Below are 16,513 nucleotides of genomic sequence, written 5' to 3'. Positions count from 1 at the left end.
GGGGCGGATGATGGGGGAGGCCGTGGTGCTCGTCAAGCGGCCGGATCGAGGGCTCGAGCGCTCAGCGGCGACGACGCACCAGCGCGAGGCCGAGCAGCGACAGCGCCGTCCAGGCGGGGGCCTGACGGCCGGGCGAGGCCGGGGACTGGGCGCACGCGCAGCCGCTCGCGCCGTCGTCGTCGGCCGGGAGGCCCGTGCCCGCGGTCTCGCCACCGGAGTCGTCGTCGCCGGAGTCGCCGTCGCCGTCACCTGGGTCGCCATCGCCGTCACCTGGATCGCCGTCGCCGTCACCTGGGTCGCCGTCTCCGTCGCCCGGATCGTCGCCGATCATGGTGGTCTGGGCCGCGGAGCAGCCGATGTTGCCGGCCTGATCTTCGGCGCAGAGCTCGAACTCGATCGTGCCCGATCCGGCGCCGGGCAGCTCGACGCGGAACAGGTCACCGCCGACGAACCAACCGTTGATCTCGGTCGCGGCGCCGCTGGGATCGACGCGGGCGAACGCACGCGTGAGCCGGGGCCCCTCGTCGGTCACGGTTCGATCGCTGACGGCGAAGTGAGCGACGATCTCGGTGTCGGCGGACACCGAGCTCGGCGCGTCGACGGCGAGGATCTGCGGCGCCTGGCTGTCGACGGGCATCAACATGTTGCCCAGGTAGACCTCGTCCGACGAGCTGCACTCGCCCTGGCCCGTGACCAGGTCGATGCGGCCGTCGCCGTTCAGATCACCGAACTCGCCCCACAGGCTGCAGTCGGTCGGGCCCGGGAACGAGTCGCCGACGAGCTCGAAGTTGCCGCTGCCGTCGTTCTCGAGCAGGCGCTCGGGGGTGCCAAGCGAGATCACGACGCCGTCGAGATCGCCGTCGTCGTCGATGTCGACGCACACGACCCCGTTGTCGTCCGCGCCCGGGTTGCCGGTCACCCGCGCGCCGGTCTCGTCGCTGAAGTTCCCGGCGCCGTCGTTGATCAGCAGCTGCTCCGTGAACCCGCCGCCGATGTTGTCGATCCACAGATCGAGATCGCCGTCGCCGTCGACGTCACACGGCGCGACGTTGTAGTGATAGTTGGAGGTCGCGGGCGGGTCGATCGTGGTCTGGGCCGAGAACACGCCGCTGCCGTCGTTGAGCCACAGGGCCCCGGTGCCGCCGGTGTGGGCGTTGACGATCAGATCGAGGTCGAAGTCGCGATCGGCGTCGAAGAACTCGACGTCGTCGATGTCGCTGCCGCTGATCGAGCCCGGGATCGCGCCCATGGCCTCGTCGAACATGCCCTCGCCGTCGTTGATGAACAGGCGCCCAAACGGCGGACCGCCAGCGGCGTAGCCGTCGGCCGCGAAGATGTCGAGATCACCGTCGCCGTCGACGTCGCCCATGCGGGCCGCGGCGCCCAGCGGGTAGGTGGCGGGCAGGCGCAGATCGGCCTCGTCGGTGAACACGCCCGCGCCGTCGTTCATGAACAGCACATGGGCGTTGCCGGCCCCATCGGGCACGTAGAGATCGGGGGCGCCGTCGCCGTCGACGTCACCGACCGCGACCATGCGCACGTTGCCCGTGAAGTTGCCGAGCGCGGCCGCGGAGTTGTTGGTGAAGTTGCCGCTGCCGTCGTTGACGTAGAGCACCAGCGGCTGCGGGTTGTCGTCGCCACCGAAGAAGTCGGCGTAGTTGGCCAGCAGGATGTCGAGGTCGCCGTCGCCGTCGAGGTCGGTCACGCGCAGGTGGTTGGTCCAGCAGCCCTGACCGTTGCAGGCCTGAGGCGCGAGCGCGTCGTTGACCTGATCGACGAGCGGGACGGCGGCCGCGGTGCGGCTGAGCCCCAGCCCAGCGAGCAGCACGAGCACGGGTAGCTTAAATTTAGTGGACTCCATGCGACCGATGGTAGCGGCCGGCGCCGCGGCGTCCAGTGATCGCGAGGTTTACTCGGCCCTGACCAAAGGCAGCCGCAGCAGCCGGCGGGTGTTGTCGGCGGCCAGCTTGGCCAGCTCGCCGGCCGTCTGGTCCCGCAGCTGGGCCAGCGCGACGCAGGTGAACGCCACGTTGGCCGGCTCGTTCTTGCGGCCCCGCAGCGGCTCGGGGGCCAGGTACGGCGCGTCGGTCTCGAGCAAGATCCGATCATCGGGGACCAGCGCGGCGGCCCGGCGCAGCTCGACCGCGGTCTTGAACGTGGCGATCCCCGAGAACGAGATGTGCCAGCCAAGCTCGAGCCAGCGCTCGGCCTCGGCGGCGGTGCCCGTGAAGCAGTGCACGACGCCGGGGTTGTCTCGCGGCGGGTGGTCGGCGAGCAGCGCCCAGGCGTCGGCGTGGGCGTCACGGATATGCAGCACCAGCGGCAGATCCAGGCGCTTGGCCAGCTCGACCTGGCGGGCGAAGCCCAGCAGCTGGGCCTCGCGCGGCGAGAAGTCGTAGTGGTAGTCGAGGCCGGTCTCGCCGATCGCCACGACCTCGTCGGCGGCCGCGAGCTGCTCGATCTCGGCGAGCAGGGCGTCGTCGAGGTGGCGGGCCTCGTGCGGGTGGATCCCGACGCTGGCGAACACGTGCTGGTGCGCGCGGGCCAGCTCGACGGCGCCGGCCATGGTCTCGGGACTGCACCCGATGTGCACGCACTGCTCGACCCCGGCCGCGCGGGCGCGGGCCAGCGTGGCCGCGAGGTCGTCGCTCATTGGCGCGTAGTCGAGGTGACAGTGACTGTCGATCAGACCCGCGACGAACGGCGGTGTCGGTGCAGGCTTTTTGGATTTCTTGCCCATGGCTCGCTATCGCTTGGTCTCGCGGCCGGGCCGGGGGCCGCCGCGGGAGGTCGTGCGCGGCGCGGTTCGGACACCCCGGATCCCGGTGTCGTGGCTGCGGTCGGCAAAGCCGATCAAGCCCGAGCCAAACCGCCGGTTGGCGACCTGGCCCGACTCGACGATCGTGTACCAAGATCCGCCGCGAAAGCCGACGCCGAGGTGATCTTGACCGGGCCACGAGCTGGGCGCGTTGGGAGCCCCGGTCCTGGGGTCGAGATCGCCGGTTCCGTAGTCACCGACGAAACTGCGGCCGCGGTCGAGCCCGGCGGTGATCACGTATTCCCACAGGTTCCCGGTCAGCCCCATCACGCCGTAGAACGAGCCGCCGGTCTCCTCGCGCCAGGTGAAGCTCTCGCGGCGGCGATCGATCGGGTAGGTGGCCTCGGCCGCGGGCGCGAACCCGGTCACGCGGAACGCGTCGTCGGGCACCGGGCCCTGGCCGCCGTCACCTCCGGCGAAGTGGCGCAGCGGCCCGCCGATGTTGGCGTTGCCCTGCACGATCGGCGCGCGGCTCTCGTCTCCGACGATCACGTTGGCTTCGAACAGCGTGGTCGAGCCCCACGCGAACTCGTCGGCGATCGGGCGCTCGGTCCCGCGGCAGGCCTTCTCGAACTCGAACTCGGTCATCGGCCGCAGCCCCGACCACCACATATAGGCGGCGGCGTCGGCCCACGCGACCCAGTTGCAGGCCCGCTCGGGACGCGTGCACACGCGGGTGCGGGTGGTCGTCTTGAACACGGTGTAGCGGTAGTCGCCCTGGCCGCCGTAGGGGTAGCGGATCGTCAGCTGGTGCGACTGCAGATGGTTGAGAAACTCGCAGTACTCGCCCTGCGTGACCTGGTGCTTGAGGATGTAGAACGCTTGGTGGCCCTTGGGGTATTGCGCGGGGATGTCGTCGTGCTCACCCATCTGACGCCGGTTGTCCCAGCACAGCTCGCCGGGGCCGTGGCCGACTGGGATCGCGGCCTCGGAGCGCACGACGAAGCTCTTGTCGTCGCCGACCGTGCCGCTACGGTAGAAGCAGCCGGTCGGTCCTTCGGCTCCGTTGGGATCGCCGAGGTGAAACTCGGCCTCGGGCACCAGCACCATCTCGAGCGCGCCGACCCAGACCTTGAGCGGCACGCCGTTGCACGGCTGGGTGGTGCGCAGCCGAAGGTCGCGCAGCAGCACGGGCGGCCCGCTGCCGGCCGCGCGATCCGAGTCGAGGTGGATGAACGCCCCGAGCCCGTCCTCCGACGGAGACACGACCACGCCGCTGCGCTGAATGTGGTCTTCGGCGTGCGGCGACACCTTCATGTGCAGCCAGCGGGTGTACGAGGTCAGCGTCGCCGGGGCGTCGTCGTTGACCGTCAAGAACGCGAACTCGGTCTCGACCTCCAGCTCGGGGCCCTGCTCGATCATGCTGCGCTCGAGCCTGATCTCGCGCGACGGCGCCGCTGGCTCGACGCGATCGATGAAGCTCTGGGCCATGTCGAGGTTGAGGTCCCGGCGAGGATCGCCGGCCGAGCTGGGTGTTGGCTGACTCGACAGCAGATCGAACACCCGGCTGGCCGACGCCTTGGCCCGCGCGAGCATGCTCGCCCCTTCGTTGCCGTCGGCGCTGTCGTCGACGAGGCGCTTGACGAGCGACCGCTCGTCCGCGACGCTGGCCACCTCCGCGGGGTTGTACTTGAGAAACACCCAGGCCGCGTTCCAGTAGTCGCCGTAGCGAAACGGCTGGCGCCAGCTCAGATCGAACACGATGTCGTAGCAGGCGCCCGAGTTCGCGATGATCCGCACGTTGGACACCAGCAGGCGCCGCAGCTGCTCGGCGTCGGTCGTGGCTGCGTGGGTGGGCTTGGTGATGTGGAACGCTCGCGGGATCGGGATCGACGAGGTGCCGATCGGCACCTGCTGTGGCGCTGTCGCCACGACCTCGGCCTCGTGGGGGACGCCCCATGCTGGCTCGGGCCGCGAACGAAGCTCGACGGGCGGCGCCGAGGTCGACTCGACCACCCACTCGAGCTGCTGCGCGAACTCGATCGCCATCCCGACCCCAAGCCGGACCGGGTCGGTGGTCACGGGCCGTCCATCGACCGAGGTCCCGTTGCGGCTCTCGAGATCCCGGATCCACCACGACTCGCCGTCCCACCACACGATCGCGTGCTCGGCCGAGATGTTCGGGTTGGGGAGGTGCAGCTCGCACTTACCCGAGCGGCCGACGATGGTTCGGGCCTGAAGTGGCTGACGGAGTCCGGTCTGCGCCTGAACGAGCGTGGCCATGCGCGAATGGTAACCGGTGGGCTGGTCACGACCCCCGCAGACGCGGCTCAGAGTTGTTGCTGGTACTCGGCGACGCCGGGGCGGTCCGCGAAGCCTGCGAATGGATCGGGGGTCTCGCCGCACTTGAGGACTTGCTCGAGCACGGCGGTCGTCGCGTGGTTGACGATCGGGACCGAGATCGACGCCTCGATGAAGCTGGGGTCGCAGTCGAACAGGAAGCCGGCCAGCTCGGCCCCGCACACGCCGGCCTCGACGGCGACCTCGAGGATGTCCTGGCCATCGGCGTTGGTCAGCTCGCAGATGTCCGAGAACACCAGGTGGCCGGCGTTCTCGATCCCGACCAGGCGCTTGGGCGCGGGCGAGCCCTCGTAGCCGCTCTGGGTGTTCGAGTAGCTGACGACGCCGTCGGCGAGCCCGCCCAGCAACAGCGACGACTCGAGCTCGGGGGAGCCCTGCACGGCCTGGCCGGAGGCCATCGGGATCGACACGCGGATCCCGGGCTTGTCGGCCTGGTTGGCGGCCGCGTTGCCGCCCGCGCTGTGGCCACTGATCCCCACGCGGGACAGGTCGACGAGGCCCGAGAGGAACGCCAGCTCGCCGCTGGGGTTGGCGAGCGCGTCGAGCACAGCGTCGGTGTCGCCGCTGAGATCCTGCGGGGCCCCAGGCTGCTGGCAGACCACCGCCAGGGTGTCGCGCAGCCACAGGCCGGGGTGATCCGAGCTCACGACCACGAACCCGCGACTGGCCCAGTGGGTCGTCTGGGTCAGCGACTGGCTGCGCCACGACGCCGTGCCGTGGACGAACACGATCACGGGGAACGGGCCGTTGTCGGCGTCGATCGGCAGCTCGGGGTAGCAGTCACACAGCTGCAGCGGGCTCTTCTCGTCGGGGATCTTGCCTTGCTCGGACTCGGGCAGCGCGTAGCGGATGTCGTAGGTCACCGGGTCGACCCCCGCTTCGCTGCCCCACTTGGCCGGGTACCAGATCTCGGTGGTCAAGCCGTCGATCACGACGGTCTTGGCACCCACGGCCCACGGCCCGCGCGCGGCCGGATCCTCGGGCACTTCATAGAAGCTCGCGCCATCGCAGCCCTCGACCTGCTCGGGCGCGGGATCCCCGTCGCCATCGCCGGGATCGCCGTCGCCATCACCGGGATCGCCATCTCCGTCACCGCTGGTCTCACTCGTCGCGGTCGCGTCGCTGTCGCCATCGGCGGGGCTGTCGGTGCAGCCGCCGAGCGGCGCCAGCAGGGGAAGGACGACCACCAGGTGGGGAAGGCGTGCCATGGCGCACCGTAGCAGTCTCCATTGCCGGGCACTACGACTCGCGCAACAGGCCCTCGGCGAGGTCCCGCCAGGACGGCTCGGGCGGCCGCCGCCCGACGATCAGCACGGCGCGGTCCAGGAGCGGCTGGACCGAGTCGATCTCGCAGGCGGCGACGCCAACCTTGCGCAGCTTGGGCAGCTCGAACAGCGGGCTCAGATCATGGACGGGGGTGCCCGCGAGCTCGACGACCTGCAGCGCGCGCAGCCCCGCGAGCGGCCGCAGCTGTCGGACGCGGGTGTAGCCGATCTCGAGGCGCTCGAGCTTGGTCAGCGCGGCGATCGGCTCGAGGTTGGTCAGGTGGGTGCAGCCGCTCAGATCGAGCTCGCGCATGTCCGTCATCGCGGCGAGCGGCTCGAGGTTGCTGACGTCGGTGCTGCGCAGATCCAGGCGCTCGAGCGCGCGCAGATCAACCAGCGGCTCGAGCTGCTCCCAGCCGCCGTCGCTCAGCACCAGCTCGCGCAGGTCCGTGAGCTGGGCCAGCGGGGTCAGGGCCTCGGGGCCCAGCTGCGTGACGTTGGCCCGGGCCGACAGCTCGAGGCTGCGCAGCTGGGTGAAGCCGCGGGCGAGGCCCGCCAAATCGCCGTCGAACCGGCGCAGGCCCAGGCGCCGCAGGTGCGGCAGCTCGGCCAGCGCCTCGATCCCTCGCGCCGTGCCACCTTCGACCTCGAGCGCTTCGAGCTGGTCGAGCTCCGCGAGCTGCTCGATCGAGCCGATGCTGCTGCTGCTGCTCGGCGCCAGGCGCAGGCCCAGCGCCGCGATCGGGCGCCCGCGCAGGGCCTTGACGATCGGCGCGAGGCTGCGCGGGCCCACGCACTCGATCTTGCCCAGCAGCGCCGCGGTCGGCAGCGAGACCAGCGACTCGAGCGAGGCGAGGCTGGGCCGCGTGATCACAGCCTTGGTCACGAACCCTCGGATCCAGGTCAGCTCGATCCCGGCATCGGCGAGCGGACCGAGCCAGCGACGGTGCTCACGCTCGAACAGCTCGGCCGCGCGGTGCTCGAGCACCGATCGCTCGAACGGGCGCTCGCAGGCGGCGGCGCGCTGCTCGAGCGCGATCAGCTCGCCGCGGCTGTCGCCCTCGGCGGCCAACAGATCCCCAAACACGGACCAGGCGTGCTCGTCGTGAAGGTCGCGGCGAAGCGCAGCCTCGAGCTGTGGCCGAGCCATACCTGCGGAGCTTACTCGCGCGGCGACAGCTGCAGCCAGATGCCGTCCTTGGTGCTCATCGTCGTGGAGATCCTCATGGTTGGCTCGCGGCCGGGGATCGGCGCGAGATCCCAGCGCTGGACCAGCCGCGCGAGCGCCAGCGTGCCCTCGAGCATGGCGAGGTGCTGGCCAATGCACATGTGCTGGCCGAGCCCAAACGGCATGTACGCGTGGCGGGCACGGGGCTGATCCGATCCCTCGGCGAAGCGCTCGGGGTCGAACCGCTCGGGGTCGGTCCACGCGTGGGGATCGTGGTGAACCAGGTACGGCGAGCACAGCACCGCGGTCCCGGCCGCGATCGGGTAGCCGCCGAGCTCGCCGTCGACCGCGGCGTTGCGGGGCAGCCAGATCCCGCTGGGGTACATGCGCAGCGACTCCAGGAACACCTTGCGCGTGAACGCGAGCGCCTTGGGGTTGGCGAGCGAGGCGCCCGCGCCCAGGTTCGCGTCGGCCTCGGCGCGGACGAGCTCGAGCAGCGCGCGATCACGGGCCAGCTCGTACAGCGCCCAGGCGATCGCGTTGGCCGTGGTCTCGTAGCCGGCGACCATCAGCGCGACGCTCTCGTTGCGGATGTCGGTGGTGCTGAGCCCCGCGCCGTCGGGCATGTCCTGCATGTGCAGCAGCATCCCGAACAGATCATCGCCAAACTCACCGCTGCGCGTCCGCTCGACGACGAGCGCGTAGATCAGGTCGTCGATGACCGCGAGCTCGCGCCGAAGCCGGCGGCGCCCGGGCATCGGCAGCCAGCGGGGCAGGCGACCCGCCACCCAACCCAGGGCGATCTGGCCGATCGCGTAGTCGATCGCCGTGCCGATCCGCTCGAATTCGGGGCGGGCGAGCCCATGGCCGAACATGACCGACAGCGCCACGCTCATGCTCAGCCGTCCGCTATACCGATAGACGTCGCACGGGCCCGCGCGGAGCTCTCGCAGGACCTGCTCGATCGAGCCGTGAACCCGCTCGGCCATGGCCGCGACCGCGCGCTGACGAAACTGCGGCTGCGCGGCGTGACGTCGGCTCCGCCAGGTCGGGCCCTCGGACGACAGCATGCTGTTGTCGCCGAACAGCGGCTTCATCGGGGTGTAGAGCGGCCCTTGCCGCATGAACACGTGACCGCGCTCGATCAGCATCTCCGACGCCGCGTTGGCGTCGGCTGCGACCACGAAAGACCCGGGCCCGATCTGGAGCTGGAACACCCCGCCATACTCACGCTGCCAGCGACGCAGCGCCGCATACTGGTCGCGCAGCAGCTCGCCGACCACACCGATCGGAGAGTTACCCTGGACCCGAGGAAGGCCACCCAGGCGAGGAACTGGCTTGGTCTTCTCGAGGGCGGCCGTGGGTCGGTTTGCGTGCATGCCGGGATCTTGTGGGGAAAATTGCCCCACGTTGTTCTACCACGCCATGATCTTTGGGACAGTACAAAAACACATGCGCAACCGTGCGGCTCGGCGGTCGATCCAGGATTAGTCTGCGCGGGTGACCGTGGATGGCGGCGGACGCGACCCTCGTCTGCAGCGCAACCTGGCGCTGCTGTGTGGGCTGCGGGCCATGCAGATGGCGCTGTTCCCGATGGCGATCCTGTCGGTGTTCCTGGTTCGCCAGGTCGACTTCGGCGTCACGGAGATCATGTTGCTGCAGGGCGTGTTCGGCGTCGCCATGCTGGTGTTCGAGTTTCCCTCGGGCTACCTCGCCGATCGGATCGGCTACCGCCGCTGTCTGATCATCGCGTTCGTGCTGTGGACGATCGCGTGGCCGATCTACGGCTACGCGACGAGCTGGGCCCAAGTAGCGACCGCCGAGCTGCTGCTGGGCGTGGGCATGGCGATGATCTCGGGCTGTGACTCGGCGCTGCTCTACGAGACCCTGATCGCCGACGGACGCGAGCAGGAGTTCGCGCGCTGGTCGGGCCGCCAGACCTTCTGGGGCCAGCTCGCCGAGGGCAGCGCGGCCCTGGTTGCTGGCCTGTTGTTTGCGATCGCCGTGCACTTGCCATTCTTGGCCCAGGGGCTGGCCTCGGCGGTCGGTCTGGTCCTCGCGCTCGCGTTGGTCGAGCCGACCCGCGAGCGCCCGGGGTTTGGTGACAGCGTGGCGCAGATCAAGTCGATGCTGCGCCACGTGGCCCGCGACAACCCGGAGCTGCGCGCCGTGTTCGTTGCCACGATCGTGCTTGGGCTGGCCTCGTTCGTGCCCGTGTGGACGATCCAGCTGTACGCGGTGGGTGCTGGGATGCCGGAGCCCTGGCTCGGCCCGATGTGGGCGATCGCCAACTTCTTGGTCGCGATCGCGGCGCTGCTGAGCCATCGCCTGTTTGGCTCGCGCTCGGCCGCGCTGATCACCGCGGTCTGCACGGGGCTGCTGGTCGCGGGCTACCTCGGGCTCGGCCTGGTCCACACGCTGTGGGGCGTGGGGTTCTACTACTGCCTCACGGCCATGCGCGGGCTGCAGCACCCGGTGCTCAGCCATCGTGAGCAGCGCCTGGTGCCGAGCCGCGACCGCGCCGGCTTCATCTCGCTGCGCAGCATGGTGTTCCGGCTCGGGTTCCTGGCTGTCGGCCCGGCCGTCGGCTGGGCGGTCGACCAGCGCGGTCAACACGACGTGATGTTGGCCCTGGCGATCGGGTTTGGACTCGCCGGGCTGGTGGCCGCGTGGCTGTTGCGCCGCGCCGAGCCAGCTAGTCCGCCGACGTTGCTGGCCCCGCCAACCGGGCCGCGCGGGCCTGCTGGTGGGCCTCGTAGCGCATCGGGTTGAACAGGTTGGCCTGCTTGTGGTGGTACCCGTGATAGTAGATGCCGAACCAGATCCGGTTGCCGAGCCAGTAGTACCCGTGGTCGAGGTTGACCGGGAAGAAGCCCTGGTCCGGCTTGGCCGCGTTGTGGGTCGACCAGTTGAAGTGGATCAGGTGAAAGAACCCGATTATCGAGGCCGGCACGAAGAAGAAAAAGAACCCGATCGGCCCGAGCAGCACGTACCAGCAGGCGATCAGCACCAGGTTGGTGGCGTAGCTGGTGTAGGCCCGACGCCGCTCGAAGCGACGATTGTCCGGGGTGTCGCCGCCGTGCAGCTCGAAGAACTGCCGCTGCAGTTGGACCTCGACGTTGACGATCGTCTGGCGCAGGAACGCCCAGTAGCCCGGCGCGTCGGGGGTGATCGGGTGGGGATCCTGCTCGACGTCGTCGGAGTACTTGTGGTGGCGACGGTGGATGATCTCCCAGCTCGCGTAGCGGGTGAGCACCACGATCCCGCACAGCTCACCGACGAGCCGGTTGATCGGCTTGGGGAAGTTGCCGTGGCTGCAATTGTGGATGAACACACTGCACAGGATCTGCGCCTGGATCGCGAGCGGCAGCAGCAGCACGTACCACCAATGAAACTCCCGCACGGCGCCCTGCCAGCCAACGCTCAGCATCAGCGCCAACACCAGCGAGGTCATCACCAGATAGGCGCCGTCGTAGAGCTGATAGAACGCGCGTCGCTGGCGGAAGCGGACCGAGGGCTGCGTGGTGAGAGCTGCGGCGAATGCGGTCACGGGATCCTCTGACCTGGATATCACAGCGGTCCACACCCGTCGACAGCGCCCACACATTGGCACCAGTTCACCCGGCCGCGTCTGACAGATCGTGAGCTGGCTCGCTCCCACACCCCGTTCCAGGCCCGCGGCCATGCTCGCGGATCTGATAAGTCCCGATCGTGGCGGCCAGCGAGATCGCAGCGAGTCCCGGGACCTTCTTGGTCCGGCGCCGCGAAGAGTGGCGGCAGATCGGGATCGTCGCGGTCTACTGGGGCCTGCTCGGGGCGATGTTCTTCGTGCCCGCGGCTCGCAACGTGCTCGTGTTCGCGGGCGCCTGCTACTTCAGCTTTCTCAACTCGGTGGTGATCCACAACCACATGCACCAGGGCGTGTTTCACAGCAAGCGGCTCAACCTGGTGTGGCGCGCGATCCTCAGCTTTGGTGCGCTGTATCCGGCCTCGGCCAACATCCCGGCCCACAACCTGGTCCACCACCACTTCGACGACGACGGCGATCTCGACTGGGCGGCGCCCGACCACGTTCGGTTCCGCTGGAACCTGCTCAACTTGCTGCACTTCCCCAACGTCGCCGGGCCGCGGACCTTCGCCGGGGTCCAGCGCTGGGCCGCGAGCAGCCGCCATCCCAGCTTCGTCAACCAGTACCGGCTCGAGACCGCGTTCGCGTTTGGCCTGACCGGGCTGCTGTTCGTGATCGACTTTTGGACCGCGCTGTTCTTCGTGGTCATCCCGCAGCTCTACGGCGCCCGCTGCATCCTGCGGATCAACCTGATCCAGCACGACGGCGCGCAGGTCCACAGCGAGTGGAATCACTCGCGCAACTTCGTGGGCCGCGGCTTCAACTGGATCATGTGCAACAACGGCTATCACACGATCCACCACAACCGCGCGGGCATGCACTGGTCCGAGCTCGCCCCCGCGCATCAGCGCGAGGTCGTGCCGCGCATGGATCCGCGCCTCGATGAGCGCAGCATGGTCTGGTACCTGCTGCGGACCTACCTGCTGCGTCCGCTGCGGCCCGCGATCGAGGGTCATGGGCCCATTCCCTCTGGCGATGATCGCAGCCTCGCACCTCGCGCCCAGCGGCGCGCCGAAGCCGACGACACCGCGCTGGCCGAGTCGACGCTGGCGGTGAGCTGACCCAGTGCTCGAACTCGCTCGCCCGATCATGGCCGCGCTCGCGCTGGCGGTGTTTTGGATCCACGTGCTGCTGATCGCCGCGGCTGCGGGTCAGGACCTGATCGAGCTCGCCCGACTGCGCCGATCGCTGCGGCCGCTGACCAGCCCACGCGAAGCCTGGGTCGGTCTGCTGCGCGCGACCGTGGTTCGCGGCGACGGACCTGCGGGCGCGCTGGCATCCAACGTCGTCGAGCAGGTCGGGCGCGGCAAGGGCGACGGCAAGCTGTACTTCAGCGACGCCGCGCACCGCAGTGAGCTCCACGGCGGCGAGATCGAGCTCGCTGATGGCGTTCGCGTCGAGCTCGTGGCGACGGATGCCGCGGGGGTCTGGCCGGATCTCGCCGCGCGGGCAGCCGCCGCGGCGCCGAGCTCGAGCGCGCAGATCACCGAGGCCGAGCCGCAAGCCCGCCGGGCCAAGGGCTACCCCCGCCGCGTCGAGGTCGAGCTGGTCGAGGGCCAGCCTGTGTGGATCGCCGGCCGCTGGACCCACGCCGATCGTTGGCAGGTCGAGCCCGGGCTCGCGGGCGGACTGCTGATCTCGGCGATCGATCCGCGCCGCTGGCTGGCTCGCAAGTGCTGGATCATTGTCTCGTTCATCGTCGGCGAGATCGTGATCGCGGCCGCGTGCACGCTGGCTGCCACCTGGCCACCGCTGTTCGACTGGGTCTCGATGCTCGGCGCGGGCGCGGCGTTGGGGTTCTTCCTGGCCGTGCAGCCGGTCGGCGTGAGCCTCAACGAGTCGGTGCGCACGCCCGACCGGGCGTACCTGCGCGGGTCCTGGACTCGAACACCCTGACTCGCCGCGGCTAGTCACCGTGCGCGCGCAGCCACGAGCGAGCGGCAGCCAGCTCGCGCGCGGCCGGGGGACCCGCGCGCTCGAGCTCGGTCTGCGCCGCGCGGCCCAGCTCGCGGGCCCGCGGCTGCTGGCCGGGCTGCATCCATGTGAGCCGGGCGAGCGCCAGGTGGGCGCGACCCCGCAGTCGTGACGCCCGCGCAGACGCCTCCCACGCGAGCTCTCCCGGCCGGTCGAGCAGCTCGAGCGCGTGAGTCAGGGGTTGCTCGGCGTCGGCGAAGCGCTCGAGCTCGATGAGGCTGACGCCGATCCAGATCCAGTTCAGGGCCAGCTGCGGGTCGTCGTCGCCGAGCGCCGCTTCGCGCAGGGACAGGGCGTCGCGTTGGTGGGTGAGCGCGGACTCGAGCTCGAGTTCGTTTTGAGCGAGGTGCAGCTCGACGCTGGCGATCGCGCCCTGCAAAAAAGCCACGCGAGCCGGATCGGGCGTGGGTTCGCGCGACGACATCGCCAGCGCCAGGTGGTAGTCGACGAGCGCGTCCTGGTAGCGGCCGCCGTCGACGTGGAGATCGGCCCGCGTCATCAACACTCGTGCGTGCGCACGCGAGGCGCCGCTGGCCGTGGACGCGGTCGCGATCTGCTCGGCCGTGTCGAGCTCGGCCAGGGCCTCGTCGTCGCGGCCGAGGAGGTGCAGCAGATGACCCAGGTCGACCAGGATCGGGGCGAGCAGCTCCGCAGGGGCGAGCAGCTCCGCAGGACCGAGCAGCTCCGCAGGGGCGAGCAGCTCCGCAGGACCGAGCAGCTCCGCGGAACCGACGAGCTCGACCATGATCGCTCGGGCGATCTGAAGCTGGTCGAGGGCCTGCGCTGGCTCGCCCAGGGCCAGCTGCGTCGCCGAGATCGCGGCGTAGGTCGTGGCCACGCGGGGGTGGACCCGACCGTGGGCGAGCTCGAAGATCGCCAGTGCGTCGAGCTGCCTGGACAGGGCCTCCCGGTCAGCCCCGCGGGCCCGCTCGAGCGTGGCGTAGCCCACGTTGACGAGCCCGACTTCGGGGTGGGTGAGGCCGAGCTCGGCGGTGGTGATCTCGAGCGCGCGCTCGATGTCCGCCTGTGCCTGGGGGTAGCGCTGCAGCTGGGTCTGGATCGCGGCCAGCTCGACGAGGACCCTGGCGACCGCGACGTGGTCGCGACCGTGGAGTTGCTCGCGGATCTCGAGCACCCGTTGCTGATCCGCGAGCGCCAGCCGGAGGTCGCCGCGGGCGACGGCCAGCCGCGCGCCAGCGAAGCGCAACGCCGCCTCGAGGTAGGGATCTCCGCCGATCCGGGCGAGGGTCGCGTGTCCGAGCTGGTACCAGTCCTGCGCTGCGTCTGGCTGACCGAGCTCGACGAGAAGATCCGTGAGCGCTGCGCAGGCTTCGACGCCGACCGTGTCGTGGGCGCTGGTCTGGGCCAGCAACACCGCGCGCCGCAGGTCGTGCGCAGCGCCCGTGAGGTCGCCGGACGCGGCGAGGATCTGCCCCCGCAAGAGCGCGACCTCGGCGAGCAGCGGCTGTGAGCTCGCGCGCCCTTCGGGGGTGCGCTGAACCTGGGCTTGGGCGGCGTCGACGAGCGCGAGCGCTCGCTCGTGGTCGCCGATGTCACGCAGGCTGCGGGCTCGGGCGAGCTGCTGGCGTTGCTGCTCGAGCAGATCGTCTTGGCTGGGATCCTCGTACATCAAGGCGCCGCCGCTGATCAGCACGGAGCCCGCGCAGCGCTCGGGCGCGGGCAGCTGCAGCACGGCCGCGAGCGCACCTTCGAGCAGCTGATCTGCGTGCTGTCCGGCCCCCAACGCAGCGACAGCACCCGCGGTGTCTGGACCCAGCGAGTCACCCGCGAGGCTCGTGGTCACGGCCGCGAGCGCGTTGCGTTGGCGGTCGAGGCACGCCATGCGCACGTCGAGCAGGACTGGCGATTGCTCGCGGCGAACCTTGGTGTCTTCGCAGGCGTCGACACGGGCCTCGAGCCAGCGGGCCGACCAACGATCCAGCTCGCGCTCGATCGTGCTGCGGGTCGAGCTGGCGTGGGGCCGATCGACTCGGCCGAAGCGCGCGTGGACTTGCTCGCGCACGCTCTGATCCCACACGCCCGCGAGCGCCTGGTCCTCGCGCGGGCACAGCTGCGCGTCGTCGGGGGACAGCGCGCTCATCAGCACGGCCAACAGCCCGCCAACGGCCAGCAGCCCGCCTGCGAGCGCCGCCCGGGGCCAACTCGGGGACCAGCTCGAGGGCCGCCCAGACAGCGCCGCGAGCAGGCTGTCCATGTTGGGAAAGCGGTCTTCGGGCGCCGCGCTCAGACCTCGCTCGAGCGCGCGCCGAACCGACGCGGAGACGTCGCCGCCGCTCGGGTCCCGGCCCGGCTTGCGCCGCTGCGGGCGGACCGCGCTGGTCACCGTGGCCGGCGCGTTGGGGCGCTGGCCGAACAGCGCCTCCCACAGCGCGATGCAGAAGCTGTACTGATCTGCGCGGGCGTCAATTGCCTCGCCGCGCGCTTGCTCTGGGGCCATGTAGGCCGGCGTGCCCATGACCTTGCCGTGGGCGGTGGTCAGCGAGGGCAGCGAGCTCAGCGGCGTCACCGACTCCGCCGCCGACTCGGTCACCGACGTCGCAGCCATGGTCGGGATGTCTGCGGTGATCTGATCGTGCGAGCCGAGCGTCGCGTAGCGGCCGGTTGCGAGGGCCTCGGGGACTGGCGCGGCCAGCCCGAAGTCGAGCACACGCACGCGCTCGTCGATGCCCACCAGCACGTTGTCCGGCTTGAAGTCGCGGTGGACGATGTCGGCCTGGTGCGCGGCCGCCAGCCCGCGCCCAGCCTGCATGTACTTGTCGAGGATCTCGGTCGCGCTGCGCGGGGCACGACGCAGCCAGCGTCGCATGGTCGCGCCCTCGATGTACTCCATCGCCAGGAACACGCGATCCTCGAACATTCCGACCTCATAGACCGGCACGACGTTGGGATGAGACAGCCGCGCGAGCGCCTGGGCCTCGCGGATCAGCCGGCCGCGGCGACGCTCGAGCCTTCGGGGGCTCCGGGAGTTGGGCCGCAGCAGCTTGAGGGCGACCTTGCGACCGAGCGCGTCGTCAAAGGCTGCGTACACGACCCCAATGCCGCCGGTCCCGATCACTTCGATGATGCGATAGCGATTGACCTGCGCACCGACCGAGAGGATCGTCGCGCCGATCTCTTCTGAATCCGCCGCCGCGCCGGTTCGGGTCCTGCCATCGGGTTTGTCGTGTGAGCGGCCAGCGGGCACCGACGCCCGCTGCGATTGGGTGGCGATCACCATCAGCGCTCCCAGTATAGGCCCGAATCACGACGGGACCCCTGGCCGCCTCGATAATGTCATCAATGATCGCTCGTGATCAAACCGGGTGATGCGTTCTGCCCCGATGCCCTTTGTCGTCACT

11 protein-coding genes are annotated in these 16,513 nt (G+C 70.1%); 3 read left to right on the top strand and 8 right to left on the bottom strand.

The genetic code is table 11. The features are described 5' to 3' along the window. Positions 1 to 61: 61 nt before the first annotated feature. The 6 genes from ENSA7_RS04145 to ENSA7_RS04120 are packed head-to-tail and all read right to left on the bottom strand — an operon-like array spanning position 62 to position 8,931. A complete protein-coding gene (locus tag ENSA7_RS04145) occupies positions 62 to 1,861 on the bottom strand; it encodes an FG-GAP repeat domain-containing protein (RefSeq protein WP_106087888.1) in 1,800 nt (599 codons plus the stop codon). A gap of 48 nt (positions 1,862 to 1,909) precedes the next feature. Further along, positions 1,910 to 2,740: a TatD family hydrolase gene (locus tag ENSA7_RS04140; protein WP_106087887.1), complete on the bottom strand. Its 831-nt coding sequence runs from the start codon at positions 2,738 to 2,740 to the stop codon at positions 1,910 to 1,912. A 6-nt stretch (positions 2,741 to 2,746) separates the two neighbouring features. Then, complete coding sequence (locus ENSA7_RS04135; protein WP_106087886.1) at positions 2,747 to 5,041, bottom strand: FHA domain-containing protein; 2,295 nt, start codon at positions 5,039 to 5,041, stop codon at positions 2,747 to 2,749. Positions 5,042 to 5,088: 47 nt separating this feature from the next. After that, positions 5,089 to 6,327 (bottom strand): alpha/beta hydrolase family protein, encoded by a 1,239-nt coding sequence (locus tag ENSA7_RS04130; RefSeq protein ID WP_146157303.1) that lies wholly within the window; start codon positions 6,325 to 6,327, stop codon positions 5,089 to 5,091. A gap of 31 nt (positions 6,328 to 6,358) precedes the next feature. Then, positions 6,359 to 7,534, bottom strand: coding sequence for a leucine-rich repeat domain-containing protein (locus ENSA7_RS04125; RefSeq protein WP_106087884.1), 1,176 nt, complete (start codon positions 7,532 to 7,534; stop codon positions 6,359 to 6,361). Positions 7,535 to 7,545: 11 nt separating this feature from the next. Continuing rightward, positions 7,546 to 8,931, bottom strand: a complete 1,386-nt coding sequence (locus tag ENSA7_RS04120) for a cytochrome P450 (RefSeq protein ID WP_106087883.1) — start codon at positions 8,929 to 8,931, stop codon at positions 7,546 to 7,548. 121 nt (positions 8,932 to 9,052) lie between these two features. Here ENSA7_RS04120 and ENSA7_RS04115 point away from each other — a divergent pair, with 121 nt between their 5' ends. Continuing rightward, positions 9,053 to 10,324 (top strand): MFS transporter, encoded by a 1,272-nt coding sequence (locus ENSA7_RS04115; RefSeq protein ID WP_106087882.1) that lies wholly within the window; start codon positions 9,053 to 9,055, stop codon positions 10,322 to 10,324. On the opposite strand, the gene ENSA7_RS04110 is transcribed toward ENSA7_RS04115, so the two are convergent. Next, complete coding sequence (locus tag ENSA7_RS04110) at positions 10,248 to 11,102, bottom strand: fatty acid desaturase family protein (RefSeq protein ID WP_244923710.1); 855 nt, start codon at positions 11,100 to 11,102, stop codon at positions 10,248 to 10,250. The two genes, ENSA7_RS04115 and ENSA7_RS04110, sit on opposite strands and share 77 nt — an antisense overlap. A 161-nt stretch (positions 11,103 to 11,263) precedes the next feature. Between ENSA7_RS04110 and ENSA7_RS04105 the strand changes: the two genes are divergently transcribed. Both ENSA7_RS04105 and ENSA7_RS04100 read left to right on the top strand, forming a co-directional pair. Beyond that, on the top strand, positions 11,264 to 12,241 hold the full coding sequence (locus tag ENSA7_RS04105; protein ID WP_244923709.1) for a fatty acid desaturase family protein: 978 nt from the start codon (positions 11,264 to 11,266) through the stop codon (positions 12,239 to 12,241). Between the two features lie 4 nt (positions 12,242 to 12,245). Next, positions 12,246 to 13,076, top strand: coding sequence for a hypothetical protein (locus tag ENSA7_RS04100; protein ID WP_146157302.1), 831 nt, complete (start codon positions 12,246 to 12,248; stop codon positions 13,074 to 13,076). Between the two features lie 10 nt (positions 13,077 to 13,086). Here ENSA7_RS04100 and ENSA7_RS04095 read toward each other — a convergent pair whose 3' ends face one another. Then, positions 13,087 to 16,392 (bottom strand): serine/threonine-protein kinase, encoded by a 3,306-nt coding sequence (locus ENSA7_RS04095; protein ID WP_106087878.1) that lies wholly within the window; start codon positions 16,390 to 16,392, stop codon positions 13,087 to 13,089. Positions 16,393 to 16,513: the final 121 nt, after the last annotated feature.

The organism is Enhygromyxa salina (assembly GCF_002994635.1).
GTDB classification, from domain to species: Bacteria; Myxococcota_A; Polyangia; order Nannocystales; family Nannocystaceae; genus Plesiocystis; species Plesiocystis salina_B.
Note: the sequence above shows the minus strand (reverse complement) of the source record. Positions and strands in the feature narration are given on the sequence as shown.